Source organism: Bacteroides togonis, assembly GCF_900130135.1.
In the GTDB taxonomy this organism is placed as follows: domain Bacteria; phylum Bacteroidota; class Bacteroidia; order Bacteroidales; family Bacteroidaceae; genus Bacteroides; species Bacteroides pullorum.
Window position 1 is genome coordinate 3,647,807 of the sequence record NZ_LT670820.1, and the last position, 16,655, is coordinate 3,664,461.

Annotated in this window: 22 protein-coding genes; 1 reads left to right on the forward strand and 21 read right to left on the reverse strand. The window is 48.2% G+C overall.

Annotated features, from left to right (window positions below):
• Position 1 precedes the first annotated feature (1 nt).
• From BQ8005_RS15340 to BQ8005_RS15425, 18 genes are all read right to left on the reverse strand, one after another.
• Positions 2-1,042, reverse strand: a complete 1,041-nt coding sequence (locus BQ8005_RS15340; RefSeq protein WP_159436276.1) for a hypothetical protein — start codon at positions 1,040-1,042, stop codon at positions 2-4.
• Between the two features lie 11 nt (positions 1,043-1,053).
• Positions 1,054-1,506 carry a hypothetical protein gene (locus tag BQ8005_RS15345; RefSeq protein ID WP_029426951.1) on the reverse strand — a complete coding sequence of 151 codons (453 nt, stop codon included), beginning with the start codon at positions 1,504-1,506 and terminating at the stop codon, positions 1,054-1,056.
• Positions 1,503-2,099, reverse strand: a complete 597-nt coding sequence (locus BQ8005_RS15350) for an RNA polymerase sigma factor (RefSeq protein WP_144430717.1) — start codon at positions 2,097-2,099, stop codon at positions 1,503-1,505. The genes BQ8005_RS15345 and BQ8005_RS15350 overlap by 4 nt, the downstream gene beginning before the upstream one ends.
• Positions 2,100-2,416: 317 nt before the next feature.
• Positions 2,417-3,625 (reverse strand): tyrosine-type recombinase/integrase, encoded by a 1,209-nt coding sequence (locus tag BQ8005_RS15355; protein ID WP_075318642.1) that lies wholly within the window; start codon positions 3,623-3,625, stop codon positions 2,417-2,419.
• A gap of 70 nt (positions 3,626-3,695) precedes the next feature.
• Entirely contained in the window at positions 3,696-4,208 is a 513-nt protein-coding gene (locus BQ8005_RS15360) for a glycoside hydrolase family protein (protein WP_075318643.1), read from the reverse strand.
• A 13-nt stretch (positions 4,209-4,221) separates the two neighbouring features.
• On the reverse strand, positions 4,222-4,725 hold the full coding sequence (locus BQ8005_RS15365; protein ID WP_075319290.1) for a DUF3872 domain-containing protein: 504 nt from the start codon (positions 4,723-4,725) through the stop codon (positions 4,222-4,224).
• Between the two features lie 33 nt (positions 4,726-4,758).
• The gene (locus tag BQ8005_RS15370) at positions 4,759-5,637 is read right to left on the reverse strand and encodes a toprim domain-containing protein (protein ID WP_075318644.1); all 879 of its coding nucleotides are present in this window, start codon (positions 5,635-5,637) and stop codon (positions 4,759-4,761) included.
• Positions 5,638-5,643: 6 nt separating this feature from the next.
• Entirely contained in the window at positions 5,644-6,216 is a 573-nt protein-coding gene (locus BQ8005_RS15375; RefSeq protein ID WP_075319291.1) for a conjugal transfer protein TraO, read from the reverse strand.
• Positions 6,217-6,218: 2 nt separating this feature from the next.
• The gene (traN, locus tag BQ8005_RS15380; protein WP_075318645.1) at positions 6,219-7,190 is read right to left on the reverse strand and encodes a conjugative transposon protein TraN; all 972 of its coding nucleotides are present in this window, start codon (positions 7,188-7,190) and stop codon (positions 6,219-6,221) included.
• A gap of 20 nt (positions 7,191-7,210) precedes the next feature.
• A complete protein-coding gene (traM, locus tag BQ8005_RS15385; RefSeq protein WP_075318646.1) occupies positions 7,211-8,503 on the reverse strand; it encodes a conjugative transposon protein TraM in 1,293 nt (430 codons plus the stop codon).
• A 4-nt stretch (positions 8,504-8,507) separates the two neighbouring features.
• Positions 8,508-8,801, reverse strand: coding sequence for a TraL conjugative transposon family protein (locus BQ8005_RS15390; protein ID WP_075319292.1), 294 nt, complete (start codon positions 8,799-8,801; stop codon positions 8,508-8,510).
• 13 nt (positions 8,802-8,814) lie between these two features.
• Positions 8,815-9,438, reverse strand: coding sequence for a conjugative transposon protein TraK (traK, locus tag BQ8005_RS15395; RefSeq protein WP_029426967.1), 624 nt, complete (start codon positions 9,436-9,438; stop codon positions 8,815-8,817).
• Positions 9,439-9,458: 20 nt separating this feature from the next.
• Positions 9,459-10,463, reverse strand: coding sequence for a conjugative transposon protein TraJ (traJ, locus tag BQ8005_RS15400; protein WP_029426969.1), 1,005 nt, complete (start codon positions 10,461-10,463; stop codon positions 9,459-9,461).
• An 18-nt stretch (positions 10,464-10,481) separates the two neighbouring features.
• Positions 10,482-11,114 carry a DUF4141 domain-containing protein gene (locus BQ8005_RS15405; protein WP_055172651.1) on the reverse strand — a complete coding sequence of 211 codons (633 nt, stop codon included), beginning with the start codon at positions 11,112-11,114 and terminating at the stop codon, positions 10,482-10,484.
• A gap of 40 nt (positions 11,115-11,154) precedes the next feature.
• The gene (locus BQ8005_RS15410; protein ID WP_075318647.1) at positions 11,155-11,769 is read right to left on the reverse strand and encodes a hypothetical protein; all 615 of its coding nucleotides are present in this window, start codon (positions 11,767-11,769) and stop codon (positions 11,155-11,157) included.
• Positions 11,770-11,802: 33 nt separating this feature from the next.
• On the reverse strand, positions 11,803-14,301 hold the full coding sequence (locus tag BQ8005_RS15415) for a TraG family conjugative transposon ATPase (protein WP_075318648.1): 2,499 nt from the start codon (positions 14,299-14,301) through the stop codon (positions 11,803-11,805).
• Complete coding sequence (locus tag BQ8005_RS15420) at positions 14,298-14,630, reverse strand: DUF4133 domain-containing protein (RefSeq protein ID WP_005801790.1); 333 nt, start codon at positions 14,628-14,630, stop codon at positions 14,298-14,300. The genes BQ8005_RS15415 and BQ8005_RS15420 overlap by 4 nt, the downstream gene beginning before the upstream one ends.
• A gap of 2 nt (positions 14,631-14,632) precedes the next feature.
• The gene (locus BQ8005_RS15425; protein ID WP_005801791.1) at positions 14,633-14,929 is read right to left on the reverse strand and encodes a DUF4134 domain-containing protein; all 297 of its coding nucleotides are present in this window, start codon (positions 14,927-14,929) and stop codon (positions 14,633-14,635) included.
• Positions 14,930-15,067: 138 nt separating this feature from the next.
• Here BQ8005_RS15425 and BQ8005_RS17755 point away from each other — a divergent pair, with 138 nt between their 5' ends.
• Complete coding sequence (locus BQ8005_RS17755; protein WP_234984069.1) at positions 15,068-15,241, forward strand: hypothetical protein; 174 nt, start codon at positions 15,068-15,070, stop codon at positions 15,239-15,241.
• Here BQ8005_RS17755 and BQ8005_RS15430 read toward each other — a convergent pair.
• From BQ8005_RS15430 to BQ8005_RS15440, 3 genes are all read right to left on the reverse strand, one after another.
• The gene (locus BQ8005_RS15430) at positions 15,227-15,559 is read right to left on the reverse strand and encodes a hypothetical protein (RefSeq protein WP_029426974.1); all 333 of its coding nucleotides are present in this window, start codon (positions 15,557-15,559) and stop codon (positions 15,227-15,229) included. The genes BQ8005_RS17755 and BQ8005_RS15430 overlap by 15 nt on opposite strands.
• Positions 15,560-15,630: 71 nt before the next feature.
• On the reverse strand, positions 15,631-15,873 hold the full coding sequence (locus BQ8005_RS15435; RefSeq protein WP_075318649.1) for a hypothetical protein: 243 nt from the start codon (positions 15,871-15,873) through the stop codon (positions 15,631-15,633).
• Between the two features lie 2 nt (positions 15,874-15,875).
• Positions 15,876-16,652, reverse strand: a complete 777-nt coding sequence (locus tag BQ8005_RS15440) for a DUF4122 family protein (protein WP_029426976.1) — start codon at positions 16,650-16,652, stop codon at positions 15,876-15,878.
• Positions 16,653-16,655 lie beyond the last annotated feature (3 nt).

Consider the following 16,655-nt stretch of genomic DNA (forward strand, 5'->3'; position numbering starts at 1 on the left):
TTTATAGATTTTCAATCATTTTTGTAGCATTATTCAGTTGTCCGATTAAAATTGTTTTTTCATCGTCCGTGAATACTTTTTTAGATGAGTCCAACTTCGTTAATGATTGTATTGTATTTCGGTAGTCATTAAGAATAAAGTCCAAAACAGGCTTGTTCTCTTTTGCTAACAACATTTCTCTCAAAGCCTCGTCTTCCTGAAGCAACTTTGGAAATGTTGGAGTTAAACCATGTGCCAAAAGGACATACGAATCACGAGCACAACCAGATATAACAGTCGTAATCATTGTTAACTTTTGTTGAAACGCCTGTCGGTAGTCAGTCGATTTCAATTGCATAAAATCACAATCTATTGAAAATAATGGTCGAACCAAGGGCTTAGTCTCGCATTGCGCATCCCACATTGCAGCGGTAAAATGCACCTTGTTTTTCCAGAAGAGAGGAGATATGACAACAGTGGGGATATTTCCCAATATAGCATGTAAGTTAAAAAGTGCCGCATTCCGTGCCACATCCTTATCACACCAGCGTCGATATACTATATTCCCTAATTTATCACCATAGAGGTCTAGAGTATCAACGATTTCGTCGTAATCAATTCCAGCATTTCCCAATGTATGCAATAAGATAACATTAAGTGGTACCTGGGTTCCATAACCTAATTTTCTGTATTCTTCAATTGCATCTATAATAATCGGGAAGGCTTCGTCTTTTAATGGGAATTCCTTATCTAATAAAGTTTTTAGTTCGCCCATTAAAGATTTGAGTTTTGAACTCTCAAATTTTTCGATTAAGCGATATTCTCTCGTTACTCTCATCTTATGCCGCATATCGGCGACCTTTTTCGCTTCGATTTCATCTTGAAATTCGCGTTTAGCTTCAGCCAATTCTTCTTGAAATTGTTCGCTTTTTGCAGCAGCCACATCTTGTTCTCCTCTACGATGGTATCCCATGAGGGTTTGTGCTACAGCGTTAACTAGCATATATGATCCAAAGCCGCCTCCTGCATTAATATTCGTCCCAACTGTATTCATTCCTGTCATACTTATCATGATTATAACTCCGTGTTATCAGGCATACATTCCGTATCCCCATTTAAGTCGTTGTGAACTTCAATTCCATCACAATTCGAATCATCCCCTATTTCTTCTGGGATATGATTATCACCTGATCCAAGCATTTCGTCAGATTCACTATATGCAGATGTTGCGACTTCAATATCTTCTATTTCAGATATTGGGTTCGACCAATCTAAATTAGAGTGCAAATCAAGGGTCAATGGCACTTCCGGCAATTCAAACTCCGTGTCAAAATTAGGATGAGCATCAAAAATAGACTCCGTTATATCAGGATCTGCAACAGAAACCTCAACTACAAAATCCCTAAAATCATTGTCCAAATTCATCATATCTTCCACTTGAGTTGTTTCTGTTGAAGACAAATTTCCTTCCAAATAAGCTCCTAATGTCTCTTCGGAAATTGGTAATGGTTTAATATTCTTTATCATATCAAGCCCTCCTTCTTTAAGACATTAGTAAATTGCTCTTTTGCAAGTTTGTGCTTATTGTAGTAATTGTCCATCGACATTCCCAATAATTCTGCTGTCTCTTCATTTGTCTTTTCTTCCACATAACGATAGCGAATTAAATCACGATAACGTTTGTTGCGCATTAGCCCCAACATAGCGTTAACATCTGCTTGATTTAAACTTTTTATGTTTATAGTGGCTATACTGTCTATTTTTCTATCACTTGAATCCTCTGAAACTTCTATAATCATTGGCCTTTTCTTAAAAAGTTGATGACAATAATTCTCTACAACAATTTTTAACCAATGTTCTAAACGACATCCAAACCCGAAAGATGCTAAATAACATTTTCCTTTTTGGGGGGTTGGTGTCATCAAATACACATATATTTCATTAATAAATTCAAGACAGGATTCACAATCCGTATAATATTTATCATATCTTGTTTTGAAAATGGGATAATACATTTCATAGAGATACAATCGAGTTACACGAGCATCTCTTTTTAGAATAGCCTGAACAATCTCTTGATCAGACAAAGATTTGATATATTCTTTATCTATTTGTTTCACTCTTATTATCGTTACAATCAATTATCAAAGTGCATTTACCTTCATATCTCCTGCTAGGAGATAGATATTCACGTTCATATATCTAATAGCCATAGTTTTATGTATGAATTTTTCATAAAATTTGTTATACTTTAGAGATTTGGACGAAAAATTATTAACCGACACTGAAAAAAAACATCAAAATAATGAGCTAAAATGCAGCAAAACAACTACATTTGCATAAATGTATCTATCTCCTAGCAGAAGATTGATATTTTACCTAAACAGTTTGAATAAAAAAGGAGTCTGTTGAGGACTCCATATAATAAGATTTTTGATTATAGCAGTTTTAGTATTTTCCGATTAGCTTTATCTATTACCTGCGTTTCTAAAGAAGCAAGATAAATTTGTGTAGTACTTTCAGAATCATGCCCCATTCCTTCGCTGATAATTGAAATCGGTATTCCTTCACTTCGTGCAATGCTTGCCCAAGAATGACGGGCACAGTACATGGTCAATGGTATTGGCAAATTCAAATCCTTTCCTATATTTTTGAGATTACGATTAATTAACGACTGTACATTTTGGTACTGTTTGCGCACATTTCCTTCAGGTCTTTTTATGATAGGCAAGAGATAGGGAGATATGGTAGAAGAAGAATATTTATTAACGATTTCCTGCATACAATGCTCCCATTGAATATTCAATAATTGCCCGGTCTTTTTCCTGCGATAACTCAATACATTGCCCTTTAAATCCTTTTCCTGTAAATAGGCAATATCCACGAATGACATTCCCCGAGTATAAAAACTGAATAAGAATATATCACGAGCAAACTCTTTTGAAACTGAATAACTTAAATCCAAGTTTTTCAGTTTTTTTATATGTTTTAGTGAAATGGCTCTTTTAACTGTTTTCTCGGAAGATGTAAATACACGCCTAAACAAATTTTTATTTTCAACAAATCCGTCATCAATCGCTTTATTATAAACGGCTCTCAGACGTTTCATATAAAAAGATATTGTGTTAGGAGAAAGAGATTTAGACTTAAGATGATATTCATATGCAAGCAGCAGGTCAGAATCCATATCTTCAAAATATAGATCCACTCCATTCCTGAATTCAGAAAAACTGTTAAGAGTAGATGAATATGTTTCACTCGTTCGATACTGTCCCTGTTTCCAAAATCGGCTAATCATATTATTCATATAGTTGAATAAAGTAATTTCCGAAGCTTGATTCTGAAACTCCTGTACTATGTCGTCCGTAGTGAATGTTTTATTAGAAGATAACAGTCTGTTAAAAATTTGCTGAAATCTTCTTTTGTCCCATTCTATTTTCTGTATGACTGTTGACAAGTAATTATATCTTGGCATATCCGCCTGACTAAATTCCAGATTACCGCTATATATATTCCATTCAGCAGTCTTTATTTTATAATCTGTCACAAATTGTCGAGGTACTCTCTTATATATTATTTGGTAGTATAAACTACCTTCCTTTCCATCAACGGTTGATGGTCTAAACTTTACCTTTACTGATATCATACTTATAATTTTACTTTGACAAGAAAAAAGCCTTCTCTTTGTATCAAAGGAAGGCTTATAAATAATTTAATCACGGTATATAAAGGAGTTCAAACTCCACCTTCCTTCTCCGTTCAATGCTCGGAACTACCTTGCCTCTATAGCAGCGGAAGGAAATGTACTCCTTATAAATGTCCCTGTTCCCGGCTTCCAGTTTCTTGACAAGAGTGCTCTTGGGTATCTTCTTACTGCCTAAAAGCCTATAAGGACCGACATTATAGGCAAGCGTGGCCAGTAGCAGAGAATCCTTTCCGAATTGCCTGAACATGGCGCAGAACTTGCGCAAATCCTTCCTGAGAAGTTCATCAGCCTGTTGCCTTGTCATGGTATGGGCAGAATACTTTTCCCCGGGTTGCAGGCAATGCCCCCAACCAACATAGGGGTAATGCCGGGAAGAATGCCAGCCCTCAAACCGCTTGATGCACTCGACGGCAAGGCTGAACCTGTCCTGTTTCTCCTTTACCGGATTCTCCGCCCACAACGGTATGCTCCCGAAGCAGGCAATGGCGAAAAACGCCGCAAACAATTTTGCTCTTATTCCCATAGGCAGGTCAGGTTCATTGTGATACGATGACGACAGGCTGTTCCTTACCGCCGGAGGTAACCACGGTATCCTCATCCTCGGTCTCATTGTTGAAATCGAAGGTCAGCTGGAAAAGCTGTGCCGGCTCGCTGTTGTCCTCAAAATAGATGTCGATGCTCTGCTGGTCCTCACACTCGGAGGTGTAATAAAGGCGGAACACTTCCCTGTCCAGGGGATAACGGTCGTTGGGCAGCAGCACCATCCCGTCGTCCATGCGCAGCTTGCCTTTGCCGTCCGGCTGGAAATAGCGGATGGTATATCGGGCGTCGGAGAACCGTCCTTCACGTTTCAGTTCACAGCGGATTTCCACGGTTTCACCCTTCACAATACGTGTGGGAACCGGCATCGTCTCCACCTTAAAGGGATAGGACTGCTGCACGTCAAGGTCATCGCTGCACGAGGTCAATATACTGAAGGTCATGCCCATCAGGGCGCATACAAGGGCAAACAGCCCTTTCTTGTTCATAATCGGTTTCATATTCATTTCTTGTTTTAACGGTTTATAAAAAAATTACTGTTCAGGCGGAAAATTGCTTTCCAGATATTCGTTCAGGTCCTTGCATCCGGCATACAGGTCGGAACAATCGTCAATCCTGTCACCGTAGCGTTTCCGAAGGACGGCCAGTGTCCTTTTTCCGGCATCGTCATTGTCCAGGTAGCACCGGATTTTCCCGTAATGGTCCAGATAAGAGAACGAGCGTTCAAGCAGGGCCACCGAATTGAGGACCAGATAGTCCTCACCGCGGCTGATGCCGAGTACCTTCCACGAAAGGAAATCGATGAAACCCTCAAACAGGTTGCAGGTAAGCGAGCCGTTGCGGATAACGGAAATATCCTTGGGCGGGATACACCATTTCATGAACCTGCTCCGTAGCTCATAGCCTCCACTCATATTCCTGAAGCCGACGGCAAAATACCGCTTGCCGTACAGCCGGAACCGTACTTCCTCGCACTCTGCACGGGCAATTTCGGCAGGAATACCGCGTCCCTTCAGATAACCGAGCAGGACATTGCAGTACAAGGGACTCCGTACCACTTCCTCAAAGCGGGAAGCCTCTTTCCGCTTTTCTGTCCTGACACTTTCCTTTTCTCTTTTCTGTCCGGCATATTCAGGTATTGTGCCTCCATATACTCCGGCGATAAACCTCGCCTGAGCCATGAAGCCGTCACATCCCGAAAGTTCTCCCGCAAGGGTGAAGATGTCGCCTCCATGCCCGGTACCGAAGTCGTGCCATACACCCTTGCGGGTGTTCACATGGAACGAAGGTGTCCTTTCCTCACGGCACGGGGAGAGATACCAGCATTCGTCGCCGTGCCTTCTGACGGGCTCATGTCCCAGACGGGACAGGAATTCCTCAATGGGAATGCCTCTGATCATCTCTATATCCATAGGCGTCTAATTGATGATGAAACGGACTCCAAGCCCGAACTGTGTCGTGAACTTTCCCAGCGAACTTCCCCAAAGCACACGTTCACGCACATGGGCAAGCAGCACGATACGGTCCGTCACATAGCTTTCCAGCTCCAGCGTCAGGGCTCCGCCATAGACGAAGGCATCGCGGTGGGAAAGCATGGAACCGTCATACAGAACCTTTTCTCCCCAGTTCAACGTCTCATATCCCACCAGGGCGGAACCGCCGACAGAGAGGAAGAATATCTTCGCCGGGTCGGACAGGAACTTCAGGTAATAACCGCCCTCGGCCGTAAACTGGGCCCGTGGAACGGAAGTCCCGCGATAGCCGTAGTTCTTCAGCAGGTATTCCACGCCAGCCACCCAATGGTTGGCCCTTTTCGTATAGCCCGACACGGCAACCCCCGTGTACCAGTCAACCGGAGATTGCAGGCTTCCGGCAAAGCCTCCCCTGAGTTCCACGCCCTTCATTCCGGGAAGGTAACGCTGGGCGTATGCCTGCCCCGATGACAGGGCAAGCGATACGCATACGGCAAAAAGAAACAGATACTTCTTCATGGTCATTTCACTTTAAGTTCATTGATCACCCTCGCTCTCACGATATCCTCACTCTCCACGGTGAAGGTCTGGTGACGGCCTCCGCTCTTCTCGTGCATCTCCACCACCAGCATCTTGTCGGCGGGAATGGTGAACTTGTCAAAGACAAAGACGGTACGCTCGTCCTTCTTTCCGGCAACAGCTGTGGCATAGTTGTAGGCACGCAGCGGAAATATCACCTGTTCCTGAATGGCCGTGCGCTTGAGTACCTTCTTGTCCACGATCTTGAACGTCACGAAATCCACCTCATAAGGCACGTTCGACGTGTTCTTCACCTGGGTATGGAAATAGAGCAGCCCGTTGTGGGTATAGAGCCCGCGCAGCAGGTACTGGATGCCGAACGCCTTGCTCCCGATATGCTTGACATGACGTCTGTTATCCTTGTGGATGGCCTTGGCAATAAGGTGTACCAGCTTGGGCGACTCACTGCCGAGTTCCTTCAGGTAGATGTCAAGGGCATTGTTCGGGCGGTTCACCTCGCTGCCGTCATGAATAAAATCGGCCATCTCAATGTTGAGCAGCAGAGGCTCATCGGCATACTTGACATTGAAGGTGTAGAAACTTCCGCTTTCGGTAATCACCGACATGTTGGTCTCCTCACGGAAGTTCTTTCTGGTAGCCTTGACCCTGATTACATTCTCTGAACCGTCCGCCTTGCCCGCAATCAGATTAGGAGAACCGAGATCCACGTAACGGACAGCCGAGGGAAAGATGATATGGGTTGTCTTGTCATACGTCACTTCCAGTCCGTATGGCGGAATCATCCGGTCAAAGGTGAGCTTTCTGGACAGCCCGTGATAGAGGTCGCCGTCCTCCTGCTGCGGATAGATATCCGCCTTCAGGGTCAAATCATTTACGGCCGTGGTATCAGCCGACTGTGCATGTGCACTTGTAACGCCGCCTGCGAGGGCAAGCATCAAAAGAATCTTTTTCATGTCTTTACTGTTTTAATGGGTTATTGATTGTTGTTCTGATAAAGCATCAGTCCGTAGTCTGATTTGAGATGCACCTTCTCCTCGCGCATCTTCTTGGAAATGTACTGCGACACGCCCTGTATGGCCCCCCGTCCAAGCTCGGAGAGGAGCTGGTCGCCTGCCGACTGGTTGGTGATGGAGATGGTCGTGCCGAGATTCTGTCCCATGTTGGCGGCCACTTCCCTTACCGCATTCGCTTCCGTCGAACCGGGAATGAATATCCCGTCCTGTCCGTCACTGTCCAGCACCGCCAGTTCCACGGGAATGACATTGCCGTCATATTCGACCTGAAGGATTTCAATGCCAAGCCGTTCGCCCTGGATACGTCCCTCACCGGTCAGCAGGGTATTACGGGGAAGCACATATCTTCCCACACGCATGGCCTCCAGCAGCCTGAGACGCACGCTTTGTCCGCTGATGACGGTCTGGTCGCCATGCACGCAGGCTCGTATGGTATTTTTCGTCCTCTGTGTCCCGGCACTGCCCACAGCCGTATGGAAGCCGGCATCCGCACCGGAAAGCAGTCTCGCGAACTGCACCGAGTCGGCAAGAGGCTGAGGAAGGGACGACACGACCGGAGAGGAAACCAACCCGACGGGAACGGCTTTCGCCTTCCTCTCCCTTGAGGGGCTTTCCGTCTCCTGACTCTCCGCTGTTCCCGTGCTGCCGCCCGAAGGCATATATTTGGCGGCAAGCTCATAGGACTTCTCCAGCAGGGCCACCTGCTCCTCGTAGCTCGGTCCGGCCGTCTGCGTTGCGGCAGCCTGGCGGAGCTGTTCCACCTCTGCTTTCAGCGCCTCCTTCTCCGGGTCTTCCTCCGGACTCTCGTAAAAGCTGCCAAGCGTGGCGTTGATGTCGTTGTAGGCCGAGGCGGAAGAGGCGAAAGCTCCCGTCCTGCCGTTTCCTACGGAACGGTACGCACGGCTTTCATTTTCACTTCCAATCTCCTGCTCCGTTTCTGTTTCCGGGACATTTTCCTGTCTGTGTCCATCGGCCAGGGCGGAGAAGTCGGCCAGCGTACGCTTCTTCTCCTCCTGCCGGCGAACCATGTCCGCCTGCTCATAGGCAGCCATCTTGTCCGCCTCGATACCCGTACCCCTCGGGTCGGGAAGTTCGGCATTGAAGCCCGTCTTCCTTTCCGCCTCCTGCCTGTCTTTCTCGGACGGGGCGAAAATCAGCCACATACACCCGAGGAACAGCAGGAACATACCGGTGAAAACCAGATATTTCCTGATTTTCTGCTTCTGTTTCAATTTTTCTGCATCCGTACTCATAACCTTACCTGTTGAACTGGTTAAAAAACTCTTCCATCTCACGGATTTTCACGTCGGAAAGGGTATCCGCCGGCACAAAGTCGGGAACCTCAAGCGGCGTTATCCTGATGATGTCCTGCCGGGCGTCCTCCCGTCCGATGTCATAAATCGCCCGGAAAATCATGTAGAAATTCACCAGCGCGAAAAGGGAAGCCATCACGATGACGGCGATTGCCCTCTGACGGGGTGTGAGCCTGTCACAAAGGCCGCGCAGCCTGCCCCCGATAAAATCCTTGATTTTTACATACATCTTTCTCATACATACCTTGTTTTTATCTGTCATACATTCTGATATCCCTGTTCTCCAGCACATGGAACCCTTCCAGGATGAACCCGTGCGGATTGTTGTCACTGCGGGTGGAATTCCGAAGCCTGCCATGCGTGACAAGGCTGCGTTCCGTCACACTCTTCTCACGGATGATGAAAAGGCGTGCGTATGTCATGACATCATACGGATAGGTGTTGAAGTCGCATTTCACGCTGTCTATCTCGATACGCTGGCTGACATTGCCCGAAATTATTCTATTGTAATAACCCTGTTCGGCCAGATCCCCGTAATGGGAATAGGCGGAACGGTCACTCAGGAACATGGCACGCTGCACGTTCCCCTCGATGGCACTCTTGTCAGGGGCCAGCGTGAAGAACAGCTCATGGAAACGTCTGACATGTTCCCTTGCCTCCACGGGACGGTTCTGCTCCAGGTCCTGCGAGAGGGCGAGCATGAGCGACTTCCCCTCATCCAGCACATAGATCTTCTGGCGCTGGGCTTCGGCAAAACTGTATGCCTTCCACACGGAATAGCCCACAAGCAGGGTGCAGACACCCAGATAGACTATTCCGAACAGGCGCAGATGCCGGAAGCTGGTCTCGATATTTTTCAATGATTTGAATTCCATTCTTATTCGTTTTATGATTGTTACTTGATTAGTCTTCCGGCCACATTTCCTACAGTAGCACCTGCGGCACCGCCCACAATGGAGCCCGTCTTGGAAGCAGCCTGATTCACGTTCTTGCCGTAATTTCCTGCACCTCCACCGGCCTGCACGATCCAGTTGGCCACGGTCGGAATCGTGAAATACCCGATGATGCCGATAATCAGGAACGTGATGTACACGGCATTGGAACTGTCCGGAATGAAGTTGGGGTCGGACAGCTGCTCGATGTCCCTCTGAAGCATCAGGGTCTGTATGCGTGCCAGCACGCTGCTGAAAAGATCAGAGACGGGCAGCCACAGATAGATGCTGATATAGCGAACAAACCATTGGCTCAGCGAGGCCTGAAAGCCGTCCCAGCACGAAATGGCAAAGGAAATCGGTCCGAGAATGGAAAGGACAATCAGGAAGAATGTCCTTAGCGTGTCCACCACAAGCGCTGCCGCATTGAACATCAGTTCCAGCAGCTCACGGAAAAAATTCTGCACGGACTTCTTCATGTTGTACATGGCACGGTCCACATACATACCGCAAGCCTCGATAGCGTCCAGAGCTCCCAGTTCATCCAGTTTGTTGTCAAAAGCCTCCTTGTCCACCAGGTAGGCCGTCTCGGGATTCCTCCGCATCGCCTCAATCTCCAGCTTGTCCTTCTGCTGCCGATACTCGTTCATGTCGAAGGTCTGTGTCTCAAGAATCCTGTGCGTCCCGGTCACAATGGGTGACAGGATGCTGTTGAGCGTACCCAGCACGATGGTCGGAAAAAACATGATGCAGATACCCAGAGCAAACGGACGCAGCAGGGGGAATACGTCAATGGGTTCGGCCCTGGCCAGCGACTGCCAGACACGGTACGCCACATAAAAGAGGGCTCCCAATCCGGCAAGGCCCTTGGCCACGCCGGTCATCTGCGAACAGAGCGGCATCATGTCCGTGTACAGACTTTGTAGGATCTGGTGCAGATTGTCAAAATTCACAGCCAACAATACCATAAGCAATCCTCCTTGAAATTACCAGTAGCGTTCGTTGGGTGAACCGTACAGGGCCATCACGCGGTCAAGGTCATTCTGTTTCTTGGCTCGCAGGTACGACACGCCGATGTTCTTGTTGGTATAGTACTGCACCAGACTACGGTATTGCAGCATGTCGGTATAACAGCGGTCGATGATGTCCATACGTTCCTTGTCGTTCATCGAAAGGCCGTTCTCGTTGACCACCGTCTTCAGGTCCGTCAGCAGATTGGCACTCTCCTCCAGCAGCTTCGTGTAGCCGAGGGCGATGGCACTCAGTTCCTCAGGGGTGAAATAAGGGTCACTGAGCATACGCTCATAACTGGTCACATAGATTTCCGTGATGTCGCCGACCATCAGGATGGTCTGCTGCACCTTGCGGGCATCGCGTACCAGATTCTTCACTTTCCTAAGGCCGTCATAATACTCCTTGCCCTGCTTGTAAATCTTGACCGTCTCCTGAAAATTGTTGAGCATGTTGCCAGCCGTCGAGGACGTGTGGACGATGTTCTTGGCGGCATTGATGATGCCCTGGGCAAGATTCCCGGGATCGGTCACTACCCATTGGGCGTGTGCCCTGCCTGCCGAAAGGAGGCAGATACAGCATAAGGCTGTCAGAATTCTTTTCTTCATGTCGTTAATCTTTAATGGTTGATAAATCTTTTCCGTTAGTTCAGAGTCCCATCTTGCGGCCTTTCGGCTTAGGACGGACGTTGATGTGCGGTTTTCTCCGCAGTGTTGTTTCCGAAGAGACCGTGCGGGCAGGCCTGATATTCCTGAAGAACTCGTCCGCATAGGGACGTCTGCCGGTCATCCTGACAAATCGGGCGTCCAGTTCCCGGTAAGCCTTCTCCGCCTGTTTCCGTATCACATCCTCCGGACTGCTCCTGTCAATGCCGTATTTCACAAGAAAATCCGGGCGGATATGTATCGGGTCATGTACGGAACCCGGCGAGGCGGCAATACTGCCCAGCCTCTCCAGTTCCCCGTTCAGCTTGTCAAGGTATTCAGCCGGAGGACGGGGACACACACTTTCAAAAATCTTCTCCACCGCATGTGTCAGTCTTGCATCCACCTCCAGAATGTCGGGTACTTCCCCCATCTGCCTCTTCCGCAGGTATTCGTCAGGAGCCATCCCTTCAAGCTGATGGAACAGACGGTAATCCTCCGTGAGTCCGTAATACTCCTGTATGGAAAGAGGAATATTCCAGCCCTGCATCAGGGACCAGTAGAGGGATGACACGACCTCACGGCGTTTGCTTTCATTAGATTCCAGATCGCTATACATAAATTCAGAAGTTTAATTGGTTGATAAATGATTTCACTTTTTCCTCTTGCTCTCGGCCAGCTGCTTGATTGCCAGCTCGATATTGCCACCCAGCTTCCGGGTAAGCCGCATCAGTTCCAGCTTTTCCGTCTCCTCGGTCGTATAGGTGTAGTACTCTTCCGGCGAGACCTCGGTGGCATAGACCGCCGACTGTGTTCCGCCGAGACCTATCCACACTTCCTTGTACTTGCGGGACGGGCTGTTGGCCATATTGATGGAGAGAATCTGGGCACGTTCCTTATCGGTCAAACCCAGCAGGGACTGGATTTCATCGAACTTGTTGACATACTTCCTCTGGTCCAACAAAATCTTGCAGTCGCTGTTGTTGATGATGGTTCCCTTGACGATGGGTGACGAAATGATGTCTTCCACCTCTTGGGTAACGACAACAGCCTCTCCGAAAAACTTTCGGACGGTCTTGAAAAGGTACTTCAGATATTCCGCCATACCTTCCTTGCTGATGGCCTTCCATGCCTCCTCCAGCAGAATCATTTTGCGAATACCTTTCAGCTTTCTCATCTTGTTGATGAAGGTTTCCATAATGATGATGGTGACAATCGGGAACAGTACCTTGTTGTCCTTGATATTGTCCAACTCAAAGACAATGAAGCGTTTGGACAACAGATCAAGCTGCTTTTCGGAGTTTAACAGATAGTCGTATTCGCCACCCTTGTAATAAGGTTCCAGCACATTCAGGAATCCCCACACGTCAAAATCCTTCTCCCGTGTACGCTTGGTCTTCAGGATTTCCTGATACTCGTCGCGGATGAACTCATAGAAGGTGTTGAAGGACGGAACCACGGTACTGTCCGTGCGTATCTTCTCCAGAAAGAGATTGACCGCGTTGGAGAGTGCCACCTCCTCGGCACGTGTCGGCGGCTCGTCGTCACGTTTCCACAGGGTAAGGATAAGCGTCTTGATGGACTCCTTCTTTTCGATGTCAAACACACCGTCCTCCACGTAGAAAGGATTGAAGGCTATCGGATCGCTCTCCTCATAGGTGAAATAGATGCCGTCCTCGCCATGCGTGCGTGCATGGATAAGGCTGCACAGTCCCTGATAGGAATTTCCCGTGTCCACCAGCAGCACATGCGCTCCCTGTTCGTAATACTGGCGCACCATGTGGTTGGTGAAAAATGACTTTCCGCTGCCCGAAGGTCCGAGGATGAATTTGTTGCGGTTGGTAATCGTACCGTTCTTCATCGGCAGGTCGGAAATGTCCAGATGGACAGGCTTTCCGGTCAGACGGTCCACCATGCGGATGCCGAACGGCGAGAGTGAATCCTTGTAGGACGTTTCCCCGATGAACAGGCACAGGGCCTGCTCGATGAAGGTGTAGAAGCTTTCCTCTGACGGGAAATCACCGGCATTGCCGGGAATGGCCGCCCAGAAGAGTGTCGGCACATCGACCGTGTTGTGACGGGGCTTGGCCTCCATCAGGGCAATCTGACTACCCACATCATTCTTGATACGCTTCAGCTTCTCCCGGTCATCGCTCCATGCAAAGACATTGCAGTGCGCACGGATGGAAGTGAGTCCCTTGCTGTGCGCCTCGTTCAGATACTCCTCAATCCATTCACGGTTGATCTGGTTGGAACGGCTGTAACGGGACAGCGAGTGCATGTTGCGGGCGGTCTGCTCGAACTTTCGCAGGTTCTCCGCCGAATCGTCTATGAATAGATACTGGTTCACGATATGGTTGCACGTGAGCAGTATCCCTATCGGTGCGGCAAAGGACAGGCGGCAGTCGCTGTGGTCCGTGGACAGCCGTTCATAACGGCTGTCCGTACCCACGGATGACGGCAGGTCTTCCGTTTCGGAGAGGGTATGCAGGCAGAGCAGGTTGTCGCCGACCTTCATTTCCCCGGCTCCGAGAGTGATGTCCTGCAGGCTGGTCGTGTCCTCCTGCGAGAGCGAGAAATACTTTTCGATAATGCCCGCGGAGGTTTCAGTACCGATAATCTCTTCGTCCGTCAGCCTGACCATGCGAACCAGGCCGCTGTCGTTCACGATACGCTCGAACTGCCCGCAGCATTCCAGGAAGCGTGCGACGGTATCCTTGTCCTGCATCTCCTTGGGGATGATGAACCCGCGCGTGAGGGCGTTAAAGCTGCTGGTCGTGCGGCTGTGCTCCTTCGTGGTTTTTGTCAGGAACAGATAGCAGGTATGGTTCAGGTACGGCCGCTCGTTGAAATGCCGTTCAAAGCTGCGGCTGAGGAAACTCAGGTCATCCCGGCAGATATCAGGTCTGTAGCTCTCCTCAATGAAGATGTCCTGCTTGTGGACGATGCTGTAGTTCGGCAGAACCCGGACAGCCTTCGCCCATGTGGAATGGAGGGCCTCGTACTCGGCGCGTGTCAGCGTAAACACTTCGGGCAGCTCCACCCTGTAGGCCACGGTGATGTCGGCATCCTTGCTGATGATGCACCCGTGCTCGACGGCCATCAGAGGAAACCGGCTTTCCAGTGTGGCGGCTTTCATTACATTTCTCATACATTACGTTTTTTCGGGGTTGGACAAATCAACCGGAGGAAACCCTTCCGGCTGATGATGTAGCGGGGATGGCGGCGCAGCGCCTGCAATTTCATCAGTCCCCATTCACCATATTTCGCGTTCAGGCGGAAAGTCACCCAGACAAGCACCGAAGCGCAGATGACACCGAAGCCGATACATACCCACTGGTCGATGCCTGCCATGTACATGATGACAAACAGGACGAACAGGGCGAGCAGTCCGCCGGCGAAAATGAACAGGTACTGGCTTTTCAGCCCCTTGAACTCAGGGCTGCGGCCGATTCCCTTGTTGATAGGATACTCCGCCATAATCAGAGGAAGAATGAACGTAAGATTGTGGCGGCTACGATTAAAAAGATGCAGGCACCGAACCAGCTGGCTGCCGTCTTGGAGGTGTCGGGATCTCCCGAGGAAAACTTGGAATAGACCTTCACGCCTCCGATAAGACCGACCACGGCTCCGATGGCATAAATCAATTTGGTTCCCGGATCGAAATAGGAAGTGACCATGTTGGTGGCTTCAGTGATACCGCCGATACCGTTACCCTGGGCGAAGGCCCCTGTCGTTGCAAGCAGCATCATGGCTGCAAAAAAGAATCTTTTTTTCATGTGTCGAAACTTTTAATTGGTGAGACAAAAAATGATTTCGACCACGAATATATAACGCTTAATTAATTGATTTACAACACTGACGATGCATGACATCGGGTGTCATTACGTTACATCGGAAAGGGATTTCCAAACGATATGAAAAAGAATTTTGGGCAGCCGCTTGAAATAAGGGAGAATATAAAAACGGGCACTCTCCATGAAAAAATAAAAACGCTGCAACTTGTCAGAATCAAAAAAGCGAAGTCTGAAAACCGGGCGGCTTTCAGACTTCGCTTCATGTCATGTGAACGCTGTTTACTCTGCTGCTGAATCGGAAGAGAAGACACGCTGTTTCCTTCGTTCCTCCTTTTTCTCTTTTTGCAGCTTCTTTTTGAATTCCATTTCCTTCAGAATCTGTTTCAGCGGCCTGACAGTTTCAGGCTGCTCACGCTTGAACCTCTTGAAGTAGATATTCTCTATGAACTGCGGAAGCGGAACTTTCCACGGCTCCTGTCTGTGGTTGTCAATCTTCCCGAGTTTGTCAGGATTCAGACCAAGTTCACGTGCCATCTGCACATGCCTGTCCGACAGACGGTGACGCTTCTGGGCCGCCATCCATTTTTCCAATATTGCTTTTGTTACTGCCATAGACCTTTCTTTATCTGATTGCAAAATAACGACAAATTATCCTGAATCAATGATATATAGAACTATTTAACTTAAACATATTTTCCAATATCAAATGACTCATCCGAGTTGTCCGGGACATATTCCGGTACATTATTGATTTGATCCATCATATTGTCCAACAACATTCCTATTTTCTGCATATTCTCCTTTTCCTTTCTGACAAAATCCTGAATATCATCATCTGACAATATCAAGACAGCTCTATGTCCGGCTGAATTTTCTGACGAAGGGTTTTCAGAGCCTATGCCTTTACGTTTAACGGTCTGTTCCATCTTTACATATACTTGTTCCAATCAATAACATTCCTTTTTGAATTCCGCTTTGAAACTTCCGTTTCAGACAGCAGCCGTCCAGAGGAGTCCAGATGCTCCTTCAGCAGTTTTTCGACCTGGGCGGTTGTACTTATCTCAGTGGAAAAGAATCCGAACAGATCCGTATCCTGAAGACGGTACAGGGTTTCTGCGGCAGCCTGAATGTTTTTCCGGTCTTCCGTGGCAGACATCAGTACCTCTGCCACATTACTCAGTTCTTCAAAAGTAAGAGGCTTGGAGAACTCAGGGTCAGGAATAGACTCCTCGGAAGCCATGAGGTCCTGTCTGTCCGATTCCGTCAATCCGTTACCGGAAGTGATTCTATTTTCCACGTCATCCGAGTTAATCTCTTCATCCTGGTCGATTGCGACCTTCTCCAGTTCCATAGTGCGTACAGGTATCTTGCGGGCCATATCCGGGTCTTCCAGATATACAATGTTTGTCTTGCCGATCACGTCATCGTCCGTATCATTGTCCGCCCGTACAGGCGAGTATGTACCATCCTTTACAGCCGAACCCCGACTGTCTCCGACAAAGGTTTTCCCGGAATTCTTTCCCGCTTTCTCCACCATGCGTTTTTTCCGTTTCCTCCACAGTCCAACACGTATACGGCGGGCATGACGAAGAAGCCTGTCCCAGAAATCATACGACACAGGGCAGAAAATGATTGCCCACACTTTATGCAATATGTAGATGGCTGACACCAACTTTACTGAAAAATAAAATACTGACATTTCCATAAC

Bases quoted from the DNA above. Each gene is read 5' to 3' on its own strand.
- BQ8005_RS15340 (WP_159436276.1), bottom strand. From the start codon at position 1,042: ATGACAGGAATGAATACAGTTGGGACGAATATTAATGCAGGAGGCGGC.
- BQ8005_RS15345 (WP_029426951.1), bottom strand. From the start codon at position 1,506: ATGATAAAGAATATTAAACCATTACCAATTTCCGAAGAGACATTAGGA.
- BQ8005_RS15355 (WP_075318642.1), bottom strand. From the start codon at position 3,625: ATGATATCAGTAAAGGTAAAGTTTAGACCATCAACCGTTGATGGAAAG.
- BQ8005_RS15360 (WP_075318643.1), bottom strand. From the start codon at position 4,208: ATGGGAATAAGAGCAAAATTGTTTGCGGCGTTTTTCGCCATTGCCTGC.
- BQ8005_RS15365 (WP_075319290.1), bottom strand. From the start codon at position 4,725: ATGAAACCGATTATGAACAAGAAAGGGCTGTTTGCCCTTGTATGCGCC.
- BQ8005_RS15370 (WP_075318644.1), bottom strand. From the start codon at position 5,637: ATGGATATAGAGATGATCAGAGGCATTCCCATTGAGGAATTCCTGTCC.
- BQ8005_RS15375 (WP_075319291.1), bottom strand. From the start codon at position 6,216: ATGAAGAAGTATCTGTTTCTTTTTGCCGTATGCGTATCGCTTGCCCTG.
- traN (WP_075318645.1), bottom strand. From the start codon at position 7,190: ATGAAAAAGATTCTTTTGATGCTTGCCCTCGCAGGCGGCGTTACAAGT.
- traM (WP_075318646.1), bottom strand. From the start codon at position 8,503: ATGAGTACGGATGCAGAAAAATTGAAACAGAAGCAGAAAATCAGGAAA.
- BQ8005_RS15390 (WP_075319292.1), bottom strand. From the start codon at position 8,801: ATGAGAAAGATGTATGTAAAAATCAAGGATTTTATCGGGGGCAGGCTG.
- traK (WP_029426967.1), bottom strand. From the start codon at position 9,438: ATGGAATTCAAATCATTGAAAAATATCGAGACCAGCTTCCGGCATCTG.
- traJ (WP_029426969.1), bottom strand. From the start codon at position 10,463: ATGGTATTGTTGGCTGTGAATTTTGACAATCTGCACCAGATCCTACAA.
- BQ8005_RS15405 (WP_055172651.1), bottom strand. From the start codon at position 11,114: ATGAAGAAAAGAATTCTGACAGCCTTATGCTGTATCTGCCTCCTTTCG.
- BQ8005_RS15410 (WP_075318647.1), bottom strand. From the start codon at position 11,769: ATGTATAGCGATCTGGAATCTAATGAAAGCAAACGCCGTGAGGTCGTG.
- BQ8005_RS15415 (WP_075318648.1), bottom strand. From the start codon at position 14,301: ATGAGAAATGTAATGAAAGCCGCCACACTGGAAAGCCGGTTTCCTCTG.
- BQ8005_RS15420 (WP_005801790.1), bottom strand. From the start codon at position 14,630: ATGGCGGAGTATCCTATCAACAAGGGAATCGGCCGCAGCCCTGAGTTC.
- BQ8005_RS15425 (WP_005801791.1), bottom strand. From the start codon at position 14,929: ATGAAAAAAAGATTCTTTTTTGCAGCCATGATGCTGCTTGCAACGACA.
- BQ8005_RS17755 (WP_234984069.1), top strand. From the start codon at position 15,068: ATGAAAAAGAATTTTGGGCAGCCGCTTGAAATAAGGGAGAATATAAAA.
- BQ8005_RS15430 (WP_029426974.1), bottom strand. From the start codon at position 15,559: ATGGCAGTAACAAAAGCAATATTGGAAAAATGGATGGCGGCCCAGAAG.
- BQ8005_RS15435 (WP_075318649.1), bottom strand. From the start codon at position 15,873: ATGGAACAGACCGTTAAACGTAAAGGCATAGGCTCTGAAAACCCTTCG.
- BQ8005_RS15440 (WP_029426976.1), bottom strand. From the start codon at position 16,652: ATGGAAATGTCAGTATTTTATTTTTCAGTAAAGTTGGTGTCAGCCATC.